The 12,180-nt window shown below is 65.6% G+C and carries 12 protein-coding genes and 1 riboswitch; of the genes, 10 read left to right on the plus strand and 2 right to left on the minus strand.

Translation table 11 applies throughout. The annotated features are described in order from the left end of the window. Positions 1–23 precede the first annotated feature (23 nt). The 10 genes from AABD04_RS11660 (at position 24) to gcvP (ending at position 9,254) form a co-directional block, all read left to right on the plus strand. Positions 24–626 (plus strand): CDP-alcohol phosphatidyltransferase family protein, encoded by a 603-nt coding sequence (locus AABD04_RS11660; protein WP_341441268.1) that lies wholly within the window; start codon positions 24–26, stop codon positions 624–626. Between the two features lie 2 nt (positions 627–628). Then, a complete protein-coding gene (locus AABD04_RS11665; RefSeq protein WP_341441269.1) occupies positions 629–1,501 on the plus strand; it encodes a DUF881 domain-containing protein in 873 nt (290 codons plus the stop codon). After that, positions 1,498–1,926 (plus strand): small basic family protein, encoded by a 429-nt coding sequence (locus AABD04_RS11670; protein WP_341441270.1) that lies wholly within the window; start codon positions 1,498–1,500, stop codon positions 1,924–1,926. The genes AABD04_RS11665 and AABD04_RS11670 overlap by 4 nt, the downstream gene beginning before the upstream one ends. 6 nt (positions 1,927–1,932) lie before the next feature. After that, positions 1,933–2,679, plus strand: coding sequence for a DUF881 domain-containing protein (locus AABD04_RS11675; RefSeq protein ID WP_341441271.1), 747 nt, complete (start codon positions 1,933–1,935; stop codon positions 2,677–2,679). Between the two features lie 41 nt (positions 2,680–2,720). Beyond that, on the plus strand, positions 2,721–3,125 hold the full coding sequence (gene gcvH / locus AABD04_RS11680; protein WP_243596162.1) for a glycine cleavage system protein GcvH: 405 nt from the start codon (positions 2,721–2,723) through the stop codon (positions 3,123–3,125). Between the two features lie 213 nt (positions 3,126–3,338). After that, a complete protein-coding gene (gene odhI, locus AABD04_RS11685; RefSeq protein ID WP_057479400.1) occupies positions 3,339–3,836 on the plus strand; it encodes an oxoglutarate dehydrogenase inhibitor Odhl in 498 nt (165 codons plus the stop codon). Then, the gene (ftsR, locus tag AABD04_RS11690; protein ID WP_243596163.1) at positions 3,833–4,570 is read left to right on the plus strand and encodes a transcriptional regulator FtsR; all 738 of its coding nucleotides are present in this window, start codon (positions 3,833–3,835) and stop codon (positions 4,568–4,570) included. The genes odhI and ftsR overlap by 4 nt, the downstream gene beginning before the upstream one ends. 100 nt (positions 4,571–4,670) lie before the next feature. Further along, positions 4,671–5,144, plus strand: coding sequence for a bifunctional nuclease family protein (locus AABD04_RS11695; protein ID WP_243596164.1), 474 nt, complete (start codon positions 4,671–4,673; stop codon positions 5,142–5,144). Positions 5,145–5,559: 415 nt separating this feature from the next. Beyond that, a complete protein-coding gene (locus tag AABD04_RS11700) occupies positions 5,560–6,099 on the plus strand; it encodes a MerR family transcriptional regulator (RefSeq protein WP_157226114.1) in 540 nt (179 codons plus the stop codon). Between the two features lie 11 nt (positions 6,100–6,110). Beyond that, positions 6,111–6,208, plus strand: a riboswitch (glycine riboswitch). A gap of 193 nt (positions 6,209–6,401) precedes the next feature. After that, positions 6,402–9,254 (plus strand): aminomethyl-transferring glycine dehydrogenase, encoded by a 2,853-nt coding sequence (gcvP, locus tag AABD04_RS11705; protein WP_341441272.1) that lies wholly within the window; start codon positions 6,402–6,404, stop codon positions 9,252–9,254. A gap of 62 nt (positions 9,255–9,316) precedes the next feature. Here gcvP and AABD04_RS11710 read toward each other — a convergent pair whose 3' ends face one another. Beyond that, a complete protein-coding gene (locus tag AABD04_RS11710) occupies positions 9,317–10,456 on the minus strand; it encodes a metallophosphoesterase (protein WP_341441273.1) in 1,140 nt (379 codons plus the stop codon). Positions 10,457–10,459: 3 nt separating this feature from the next. Further along, positions 10,460–12,124, minus strand: a complete 1,665-nt coding sequence (locus AABD04_RS11715) for a substrate-binding and VWA domain-containing protein (RefSeq protein WP_341441274.1) — start codon at positions 12,122–12,124, stop codon at positions 10,460–10,462. Between the last annotated feature and the right edge of the window lie 56 nt (positions 12,125–12,180).

A 12,180-nucleotide genomic window follows, 5' to 3' on the forward strand; every position in this document is an offset into this window, starting at 1 on the left:
GGACGAGAAGAAGGTGATCGCCGATGACCGACAATCGTGAGCTCGAGGTGACGGACCGCATCGCGACCGTCCCCAATCTGCTCAGCGCCATCCGGCTGCTGGGCGTTCCCCTGTTCCTGTACCTCCTGCTCGGCCCTCGGGCCGATGGATGGGCGCTGGTGATTCTGCTCGTCAGCGGTGGAACCGATTGGTTGGACGGCAAACTCGCTCGCATGCTCGGTCAGGCATCGAAACTGGGTGCCGTTCTGGATCCGCTGGTCGACCGGCTCTACGTCGTCAGCACTCTGGTTGCCTTCGTTCTTCGCGACATCATTCCGTGGTGGGTCGCAGCGATCCTGATCGGACGCGATGTCGTCCTCGGATTGACGATGTTCGTCTACCGCCGCAGGTCCTTGCCACCTCCGGACGTCATCTACCTCGGTAAGGCCGCCACCTTCGTGGTGATGATCGCGCTGCCGGTGTTACTGGTGTCCGCCGGTAGCAGCGCGGTGGCCGACGCCGCAGGTCCACTCGGCTACGCATTGCTGATCTGGGGCACGGTGCTCTACACCTGGACCGGCCTGTTGTATCTCGGCAAAGCGATCGCTGTCGCCAGGGCCGTCGATCCGACCGTGGCCGGCCCCTGACGGTGGAGCCTGCAGAACGACCGGAGGCCAGGCCGGCACCGAAGAGAAATCCCGTTCCGTCACTGCTGACGTCCTTGCTGACCGACCATCTCGACCCGGGATACGGTGCCGCGACCGCCGAACGAACTGCGCAGCACACCCGGAAGCCGCGGGTACCTGCGGCGGCCTGGCTGCTGACCGGTGCCGTTGTCGTGGGGGTGATCTTCGGCGTCGCGTTCTCCCAGCTGGCGTCCGGTGCCGACGTGGATCGCGCAGGTGCCGACGCCTCGGCTGCGGTCCGCGCTGCCCAGGACCGCAGCGCCGAACTGGAGGCCACGCGAGAGGAACTTGCCGAGCAGGTGTCCTCGGAGCGAGACCGAGCTCTGCAGTCCGATGCCTCGGGTAGTGCCTTGTCGGACAGGCTGAGCGCCGTCGAATCCGCCGCGGGCATCGACACGGTCTCGGGCCCGGGGCTCTCGGTCGTCGTCACCGAACCGGTGGCCGACGACGACACGCCGGATGGCTCGGTTCGCCGTGGTTCGGGCGCGGCCGTACTCGATCGAGACATCGCTGCGATCGTCAACTCGTTGTGGGCGAGCGGCGCAGAGGCGGTCTCGGTGGACGGAATCAGAGTCGGACCCAACGTGACCATCAGGCAGGCGGGCGGGGCGATGCTGCTGGACAATCGCCCGATCGGCTCGCCCTACGAGATCGACGCGATCGGCCCGCCGCAGCGCATTCAGGTGCAGTTCGTCGTCAGCGATGCGTATCTGCGGATGAGCACGGTGGCGCAGTTGTACGGTGTCGGGTTCGCGGTGCGAGCGGCCGACGATCTCGAACTCGGTCCCGCGGTTGTGAGAGAGTCGTTCGAGGCAGAGGAGGCAGGCCCACGATGACGGAGCACGACCCACCGAGCGCCCCACCGGCAGAGTCCGGCGTTCCGGCATCCACAGATGCACCGATCACCCCTTCCCACGGCTTCTACGCCCTTGCCGCGCTCGCCGCGTTGATCGTGGGGGTCGTGATCGGCACCGTCGCGGGGCCGCAGGTTCCCGCCGTGGTCGCGCCCTACCTGCCGATCGCTGTCGTAGCGGCGATAGACGCGGTGTTCGGCGGTGTACGAGCCTTTCTCGACGGCATTTTCGACGCCAAGGTGTTCGTCGTCTCGTTCGTCTTCAACGTCCTCGTCGCAGCCTTGATCGTGTGGCTCGGCGACCAGCTCGGGGTGGGCACTCAGCTGTCCACCGCAATCGTCGTGGTGCTCGGTATCCGGATATTCGGCAACGCGGCCGCAGTGCGTCGCCGACTGTTCGGTGCCTAGGCCGTGATGGCAGGCACCGGACGACACGGCTGGCGCGCTCGACGTCCCCGTGCAAACGATCGAAGGCGCGGAACGGCGTTCGGCGTTCTCGCTCTTGCGCTGCTCTGCGTCCTGGGAGTCGGCATCGCCACGCAGGTACGGGAGACGAGCACATCGGACAATCTGGAGAATTCACGGCCCGAGGACCTTCTTGTCGTGTTGGACACCCTGACCCGACGTGAAGCGTCGATCCGAGACGAGATCAGCACCCTGCAGGCCACTCTGGCCACCTTGCGTCAGTCCGGGTCGGGATCGGAGGCGGCCGTGGCGGAGGCGCAGGAACGATTGTCCGCGTTGTCGATTCAAGTCGGCACCGTCGCCGCCGAGGGGCCGGGCGTCGCGTTGGTGATCGAGGACCCGAACTCGGGCGTCGGATCCGAGGTGCTGCTCGACGCCATGCAGGAGTTGCGTGCAGCCGGTGCCGAAGCCCTCCAGATAGAGGGCGGCGATGCTGCCGTCCGTATCGGTGTCGATTCATGGATCGCGGGACCTGCCGGTCGAGTGGTGGTCGACGGTCGAGAGCTGCGAGCTCCGTACACCTTCACGGCCATCGGTGATCCACCGACGCTCGCGTCGGCGCTGAACATTCCCGGCGGTGTCGTCGACACGGTCACCCGCAACGGAGCGACATCGAATGTCACTCGGTCGGACCAGGTCACGGTGTCCGCCTTGCGGGATCCGCGCCCGCGTCAATACGCTCAGCCCGGTAATTGAACGCCCGATCGCCCCGGGCCACGATCGAAGGGAATGCCGCGTTGAGCGACATCGATGCACCAGCTGATCTGTACTACACGCCCGAGCACGAGTGGGTGCAGCGCACGGGGCCCGCGACGGTGCGCATCGGCATCACCGATTACGCGCAGGCTCAGTTGGGCGACGTGGTGTTCGTTCAGCTTCCCGCGGTCGGCGACACCGTCACTGCGGGCGAGTCCCTCGGCGAGGTGGAATCGACCAAGAGCGTGTCCGACGTGTTCAGCCCTCTGACTGCGAAAGTGATTGCCGTGAACCAGGATCTGGACGGCGAACCGGAGAAGGTGAACTCGGGTCCGTACACCGCGGGCTGGTTGATCGACCTCGAGGTTTCGACACCGGAGGAGTTGGACGCGGCAGTGGCACAGATGCTCGATGCCGCCGGATATGCTCTCATCACGACCGAGTGATCGGCCGGCCGTCGACACCAGCCAACCGGCCACACGGTCCCCACTGCGCAGGGTACGGTCGACACCGAGCGAATACCCTGTCGGGGCGAAGGTCCAGGATGCTGTACGACAGCTACGCAACACCGAACGCCATGCAACACCTGATGTGAAGACCATGTACTGCGTTACCCGCGGCGTTCGCTGCCCGGGTGAACGGACTGAGAAGGAGTAACGGTGAGCCAGAACGACAACGACAGCAACTACGGGGAGTCGCCGGCAGAGACCACCTCGGTCTTCCGTGCTGATTTCCTCCAGGAGCTGGACAACTCCGCGGCCGCCCAGAGCACCGAAGCTCCGGTATCGGGTGTCGAGGGATTGCCTGTCGGTGCTGCTCTGCTCGTCGTCAAGCGCGGACCCAACGCCGGATCGCGGTTCCTGCTCGATCAGCCCACCACCTCGGCCGGTCGGCACCCAGACAGCGACATCTTCCTGGACGACGTGACAGTCAGCCGTCGGCACGCCGAGTTCCGGCAGGACGAGGACGACTTCCAGGTCGTCGACGTCGGCAGCCTCAACGGCACCTACGTGAATCGGGAGCCGGTCGACTCCGCAGTTCTGGCCAACGGCGACGAGGTGCAGATCGGTAAGTTCCGGTTGGTGTTCCTGACGGGACCGCGGGGCGGCAACGGATCTCAGGTCGGCGACACGTCTGCGGGTGCAGGAAGCCAGTGACCGCCGTCGGGCAGCAGTCCAACGGGGGGATGTCGATTGGCTCCGTCCTCGATCGACTTCGGCCCGACTTTCCCGATGTCACCATTTCGAAGATCAGATTCCTCGAGGCTGAGGGCCTGATTTCTCCGGAGCGTACGCCGTCGGGCTACCGGCGGTTCTCGATCGCGGACTGTGAACGTCTGCGATTCGTGCTGACCGCTCAGCGGGATCAGTACCTTCCGCTCAAGGTGATCAAGGAGCAACTCGAAGCGATCGATCACGGGGTCGCCACGGTGGAACGGGCGGACGCTTCGGTGAAACGGCCGCGGTCGTTGACGGTGGCCGCGGGCGAAGTGTCTCCCGAGGAGTTCCTGCCGGATCGGGAGGTTCGGATCAGCAAGGCCGATCTTCTCGCTCAGGCGGGTATCGACGACGGATTCCTGACCGAGCTGTTGCGGGCCGGTCTGATCACTCCCGGGCAAGCCGGTTTCTACGACGACGGTGCAGTGACGCTCGCGCGAACGGCACACGCGATGTTGCAGTTCGGTCTCGAAGTTCGCCACCTGCGCGCATTCAAACTCGCGGCGGATCGCGAAGCGGGGCTGGTGGCGCAGATTGCCGGGCCGGTCGCGAAGGGCCGAGACGCCGGTGCGCGTGATCGCGCAGAGGAAATGATTCGTGAATTGGCCGCGTTGTCGTTGACCTTGCACACCTGTCTTGTCAAAGCAGCCGTGCGCGGTGCCCTCGACCGGTGACGCGCCCTCGTGTCCTTTCGAATTCCAATAGACTCGGCTGCGACGGGCCGAGCCAGTAGTCGATGCAGCCCGGAATTTCTCGAAGTGAGAGGCAGACACGATGAGTGAGATGCGTGTGGTCGGTATCCGTGTCGAACAGCCGCAGAATCAGCCCGTGCTCTTGTTGCGCGAGGCCGACGGTGACCGGTACCTCCCGATCTGGATCGGTCAAACCGAAGCTGCCGCAATCGCTTTGGAGCAGCAGGGTGTGCAGCCCGCTCGTCCGCTCACCCATGATCTCGTCAAGAACCTGATTTCGGCTCTGGGGCATCAGCTCAAGGAAGTGCGGATCGTGGACCTTCAGGAGGGCACGTTCTACGCCGATCTCGTGTTCGACAAGGACATCAGAGTCTCGGCTCGGCCGTCGGATTCGGTCGCGATCGCACTTCGGGCCGGGGTGCCGATCTTCGCGGACGAGCCCGTGCTCGCCGAAGCCGGCTTGATCATGCCCGACGAGCGTGAAGACGAGGTCGAGAAGTTCAAGGAGTTCCTCGAATCGGTGTCACCGGACGACTTCAAAGCCACCGACGGGTAACAGAAGAGTCTCAACCTCAACTTTAGGTTCAGGTTTACGGCGCGTTGCGTTGAATCTGCCCGATCGTCCCCATAACGTTCGTGCCAGTGAAGTTCATCGCCGCTGCTGGTCGGATCCGGTGCAGTTCACGCCTCGTCGGTACCTGCCGGGGCGTACTCTGGCCTGGTACACGGTATGACTTCACGCGAGTACACCGGGACATAGTCGGTGTCTCGGACGGATCGCAGTACTGACTCGATCCGAACGCAGTGAGACATCCGAGAGGGAGCAGTCAGTGGGAGATCAGCCGCAGCAGCATCACGGCAGTCGAGAGTCCGAAGCCGCAGGCCGGACCGAGGACACGCCTGTCGGTGCCGATGCTCGGGTCGACACCCCCGACCAGCCGTCGAACGCCCGAGTCGATTCGCCCCAGGACATCCAACCCGGATTGTTCCCGGACGACTCCGTCCCCGACGAACTCGTGGGCTATCGCGTGCCGAGTGCCTGCCAGATCGCCGGCATCACCTACCGCCAACTCGATTACTGGGCCCGCACCGGGCTCGTCGTGCCGTCCATTCGCGGCGCGGCCGGGTCGGGAAGCCAGCGGCTGTATTCGTTCAAGGACATGCTGGTCCTCAAGATCGTCAAGCGGTTGCTCGATACCGGTATCTCCTTGCAGAACATTCGCGTCGCAGTCGATCACCTGCGCCAGCGCGGTGTGGGCGATCTCGCCAACATCACGCTGTTCTCCGACGGCACCACCGTCTACGAGTGCACCTCGGCAGAAGAAGTGGTCGACTTGCTTCAGGGCGGTCAAGGTGTGTTCGGCATTGCCGTGAACGGCGCAATGCGCGAGCTCACCGGCACCATCGCCGACTTCCCGGCCGAACGAGCGGACGGCGGCGAGAGTCAGCCGAGCCCCGAGGACGAGCTCGCGTCGCGCCGCAAGAATCGCGCGAGCCGCAAGACCGGCTAGACTTTCACCGTCGCGCCCACGCGGGAGAGTTCCGAGGCATCCAGTCTCGGACGCCGAAGGAGCAATACCTCCCCGTCAATCTCTCAGGCACACGGACCGTGTGGACATCGACAACTCTGGAAAGTGGTGGGAGCACCCATCCGCCCAAGGGGAAAGGTGCCGACGAGCCGCACTGGCGCGTCGTGTTCGACCGAATCTCTCAGGCGCACGCGTCAGCGGGCACACGACAGAGGGGGAGGAGCGGCCGTCGCCCATGCCTCGGTCGTCCGACGCCTCGTCTTTCCGGCACCTGGGAGCTCAACGTGACCGATCGAACCACCTCGCCCGCATACACTTTCGTCGATCGACACATCGGTCCCGACGCAACCGAGTTGGTCCGCATCCTCGACTCCATCGGCGTCGACAGTCTCGACGAGTTGGCCCGCAAGGCAGTTCCCTCGTCGATCCTCGACACCGTGGTCGACGGCGTGCCCGACGGCTTGGCGGCGCTCCCGCCTGCCCTGAGCGAACACGAGGTGCTTGGCGCACTGGCCGACCTCGCCGGGCAGAACACCGTGGCGACGTCCATGATCGGGCTCGGCTACTACGACACCCTGACCCCGCCGGTGCTGACGCGCGGGATTCTCGAGAATCCGGCCTGGTACACCGCCTACACGCCCTATCAGCCCGAAATCAGCCAGGGTCGACTCGAAGCGTTGCTGAACTTCCAGACCATGGTCGCCGATCTCACCGGCATGGACGTGGCGAATGCGTCGATGCTCGACGAGTCGACCGCGGCGGCCGAATCCATGACCTTGATGCGCCGCGCCAACAGAGCGTCGAAGTCGCCTCGGCTTCTGGTCGATTCCGACATCTTGCCGCAAACCGAGGCCGTACTGGCCACTCGCGCCGAGCCGCTGGGGATCGAACTGGTCTACGCCGATCTTTCCGAGGGCCTGCCCGAGGGGGACTTCTTCGGAGTGTTGGCGCAGGTGCCGGGAGCGTCGGGGCGGCTCGTCGACCTGACCGCGACCATCGAGGCCGCGCACGCCCGCGGCGCACTGGTCGCCGTGGGCGTGGACCTGTTGGCCGCCACCCTGGTGACTCCGCCCGGCGAGATCGGCGCGGACGTCTGCTTCGGAACCACGCAGCGATTCGGCGTCCCGATGGGATACGGCGGACCGCATGCCGGGTATCTCGCAGTGAGGTCCGGTCATTCCCGTCAGCTACCCGGCCGTCTCGTCGGAGTGTCGCTCGACGCGGACGGCCAGCGCGCCTACCGATTGGCGCTGCAGACACGCGAGCAGCACATTCGCCGCGAGAAGGCGACCTCGAACATCTGTACCGCTCAGGTCCTGCTGGCCATCGTCGCCGCGATGTACGCCAGCTACCACGGTGCAGACGGACTGCGCGCCATCGCAACTCGAGTGAACGCGCAGGCTCGGACCGTCGCGGCAGGGCTGCGGGAGGCAGGCATCGAGGTGGTGCACACCGAGTTCTTCGACACCGTCCTCGCAGCGGTCCCGGGTAGGGCTCAGGCGGTTGTCGACGATGCCAAGGAGCGCGGCATCAATGTGCGACTGGTCGATGCCGGCCACGTGGCCATCGCATGCGACGAGGCCACGACGTCCGAGCACGTCGCGAGCGTGCTCGCCGCATTCGGTGCAGAACTCGCGGGTATCGGGGCAGAGTCGCTGCCGGCGACCATGACCCGGACCTCGGAGTACCTCACCCACCCGGCGTTCACCCGGTACCGCACCGAGACGGCCATGCTTCGTTACCTGCGTGCGCTGTCCGACAAGGACATCGCGCTCGATCGCAGCATGATTCCGTTGGGTTCGTGCACGATGAAGCTGAACGCCACCGCGGAGATGGAGTCCATCACCTGGCCGCAGTTCGCCCGTCAACACCCCTTCGCTCCGTCCTCGGACGTGCCCGGTCTGCTGCGGGTGATCGCCGACCTGGAACGGTGGCTCGTCGACATCACCGGTTACGACGCTGTCAGCCTGCAGCCGAACGCGGGAAGCCAGGGTGAGTACGCGGGACTTCTCGCCATTCGCCGATACCACATCGGCAACGGCGATACCGAACGCACCGTGTGCCTGATCCCGTCGAGCGCGCACGGCACCAACGCGGCCTCGGCCGTGATGGTGGGCATGCGCGTGGTGGTCGTGGCGTGCCGCCCCAACGGTGACGTCGATGTCGACGACCTGCGCGCCAAGATCGCCCAGCACGCCGACACCCTCGCCGCGATCATGATCACCTACCCCTCCACCCATGGCGTCTACGAGCACGAGATCTCCGAGATCTGTGCAGCGGTTCACGACGCAGGTGGTCAGGTGTACGTCGACGGTGCCAACCTCAACGCTCTCGTCGGACTGGCACGTCCGGGCCGGTTCGGTGGCGACGTCAGCCATCTCAATCTGCACAAGACGTTCTGCATCCCACACGGCGGCGGCGGACCAGGCGTGGGGCCCATCGGTGTTCGGTCGCACCTGCAGCCCTACCTACCCGGTCACCCACTGGCCCCACAACTCGGTTCGGGACCGACCGTGTCCGGAGCCCCGTACGGCAGCGCGTCGATCCTGACGATCACCTGGGCGTACATCGCCATGATGGGCGCGACGGGACTCCGGCAGGCGACGCTGACGGCCATCGCGTCGGCCAACTACATCGCCCGTCGCCTCGACGAGTACTTCCCGGTGCTGTACACCGGCGACAACGGCATGGTTGCCCACGAGTGCATTCTCGATCTGCGAGGTTTGACCAAGGACACCGGAGTCACCGTCGACGACGTTGCGAAACGGTTGGCGGACTACGGCTTCCACGCGCCGACGATGAGCTTTCCGGTGCCGGGAACTCTGATGGTCGAGCCGACCGAGAGCGAGAACCTCGAGGAGATCGACGCGTTCTGCGATGCGATGATCGCCATCAGGGGAGAGATCGATCGCGTCGGATCGGGCGAATGGACGGCCGAAGACAATCCGCTGCGCGGGGCGCCCCACACGGCGCGATGCCTGGTTGCCGAGTGGGATCACCCGTATTCACGGGAACTCGCTGCTTACCCGGCGGGGTACGACCGTCCGAAGGTATGGCCCGCGGTGCGACGCATCGACGGTGCGCACGGTGATCGCAATCTGGTGTGCTCGTGCCCGCCGATCGAGGCGTTCGCCTGAGCCGAGAACAGAGCCCGCCACGTCGACGTGGCGGGCTCTGCCGTACTCGCGTCGGAGGCCTTCTAGCCCCGGGTGAGTTCGAGCATCGCGATCTCGGGCGGAGCAGCGACGCGGACCGGTGGACCCCACGCGCCCGCACCCCTGGTGGTGTACAGAGTGGTGTTGCCGATCGTGTCCAGCCCTTCGACACTGGGCTGTTGTAGCGGCACCAGATAACGGATCGGCCAGATCTGACCCCCATGCGTGTGCCCGGACACCTGCATGTCGACTCCGAGGTCCGATGCCTCCACCGCCTGCAACGGCTGATGTGCCATCAACAGCACGAATCGATCGGGGTCGATCCCGTCCAATGCCGCGGCGAGATCGGGTTCGTACGGTGCCGGTGCCGTGGCGTCGTTGATGCCGGCGATATCGATGGCAGCGTCGCCACGCGTGATCGTCGTGCGTTCGTTGCGCAGCACATCGATGCCGAGCGTCGACCAGAAGTCGAGCCATTCGCCGCCGTCGCCCGCGTAGAACTCGTGGTTGCCGCTGACGGCGAACACACCGAGCGGGGCGTCGAGGTCGCGGAGCGGCTCGAGGTCTTCGCCCACCAGAGCAACCGTGCCGTCGATGAGATCGCCGTCGAGCAGCACGACATCCGGATTCTGGGCGTTGATCGAATCGACGACCTTCCGCACGAACCCCGCACCGCGGGAGGGGCCGGCGTGAAGGTCGGATACCAATGCCACTCGGACGCCGTCGAATTCGGTCGGTAGCCGGTCGAGTGCGACGTCGGTGTTCGTCGCACGCGGAGTTGCCGCCTCGACGAGTCCGTACCCCACTGCGATCACACTGACGAGTGCCACCACAGCGGAGCCGATCCTCGACACACGCAGACGGACCGCGGACGAATCGCGGTGCCTCGCAGCGAAGACGACTCTCACGACGGTGCAGATCACGGCCACCAGCAGAGTTCCCAGGAACAGGTAGAGCACTACGGCGAGCCAACTGAGTCCGACGAACGCCGGACCTCGTGCCCAGGACGGATCGAACTCCGAGCCGCTGCCGAAGCCGATGACCGCGCCCAGCCAGAGGAGCACCAGCACGGCATCGACAGCCAGTTTGGGACGTGTCGGCATCCTGGTGACGGACAGAAATCGCCAGTGGAGAAACAGAGTGAGGAGGAGTAAGAAGACGCCGACAAAAAGTACACGAGACATGTTCTAGTACAGCAACTTTCCGAGTCGATCGATGAGGTCTGGCGAATCCGATGTCGACACTGCTTCCACAGTGCCGCCGGTTCGGGCGGCGATGTCGTCGAACGCGGAGGCATCGGAGTTGTCCCCGATCCGCACGATGTTCACCGCGACCGGACGCGCCGGATCGGCCGCGGCGGTCAGGTCGGTGAGCAGGTCCTGCGTGGACAGGGACGAGTCGTCCGGGCCGTCGGTTATCAGCACGACGGAATTGACGCGGCCGGGAACGTATCCGGCCACGGCGTCGAGATACGCGACCAGTACGGACGCGTAGGTGAACGACCCGGTTGCCGGGGTCAACGTCGCCGCGGTGGTGGAGAGTGCAGCTCGTCTGGGAGTAGTTCCGACCGGAACCGTCATCGGACCGGTCGAGACATCCACACGGAAGGGCAGCGAGTTGCCCAGGTCCTCGCTGAAGCTCCACAGACCCAGCTCGGTGGCGTCGGGCACTCGCTGGAACTGCTCGTCGAGGGCGCGAACAGTGTTCTGCAGCCGAGTTGCACCACCTTCGGTCGTGCCCATCGACTCGGACACGTCGAGCAGTACCGTGGCGCGGCGCGGCAGGACCGGATTTCGCAGCACGGCCAGCAGTGCGTCGGCAACCGGTCCGGAAGGGGCAGCGACGACGTCCGGGTTCACCGTCTCGCCGACGCCGAAGCCCGTATCCGTGAGCAATTGCGCGCCATCCGGCTGCCGGACGAAATCGACGAACGCGGCGGCAGCCCGGGTCGATGTCTCGTCACCGGAGAGGACAGCCGCGGGATGATCGGCAACGGGAGTGGGACCCTGAAGATCGACGGCGGTCAACGTCGACGAATCGGTCGATGCCAGCTGCTGCTGGGTGACCGGAACCGCGTGGATGGGGGCGTCGGGGCCGGACGCGTTCTCCAGGGCCGCGAGTGCGTCGTAGGTGGTGGACGTGGACGTTGCGGAGGCTCCGGTGTCGGTCAGAGCCAGCTCCGATACAGCCGAGATCAGTTCTCTCGACGAGACCTGCTCGACGGTCAGAGCGGTGGCCGGATCGCCGCGTACCCCGGCAGCGATCGCGGTTACCGCGAGTGTGGTTGCGCCGGTATCGGATCCGGTCGGCAGCGCGAGGCGGAGTGCGCCCCATTCTCCGAGTCCGAGGGCCTGCGGGTCACGTTGCAGTCGGACCAGATCCGCCCAGCTCGCTCCGGCAGCGGTCAGAGCGTCGGCCACGGCGGGCGGTGCCGCGAGTACGACCGGGCTCGTCGCGAGTGGCCGCGGGGTGCCGTCGATGGTTCCGCGGTCTGTCACGGCTTCGACGTCGCCCGACGACTGAGGTATCCAGAGTCCGGGCCGAGCACCGAGTGCTCCGACGTTCCAGTTGTCGATACCGGCATTCAAGGCCGTCCGCACGGCATCGGAGGCGGTGGCTCGAACCTGCACTGTCACACAGTGATCCCGCACGACCGGTGCGGTGTCGTTGAACCGAGCAGCCAGCTGTTCGACAGGTCCGGAGATGTCGGGATCGGCGGCGACAGTGAGCACCGCCGGTCCCTCCACACATGTGTCGGCAGCTTCGATCCCCTGATCGGAAATGCGATCACGCAGTTGGAACCACCCGAACACGGCCGCAACGACGACCGCGATCGTGATAACGACGATCACGGGTCCGGCGGCTATCGAACGCCCGCGCCCTGTGTTCCGATGTTCTCCCACGTGAT

The organism is Rhodococcoides navarretei (assembly GCF_038069675.1).
In the GTDB taxonomy this organism is placed as follows: domain Bacteria; phylum Actinomycetota; class Actinomycetes; order Mycobacteriales; family Mycobacteriaceae; genus Rhodococcoides; species Rhodococcoides navarretei.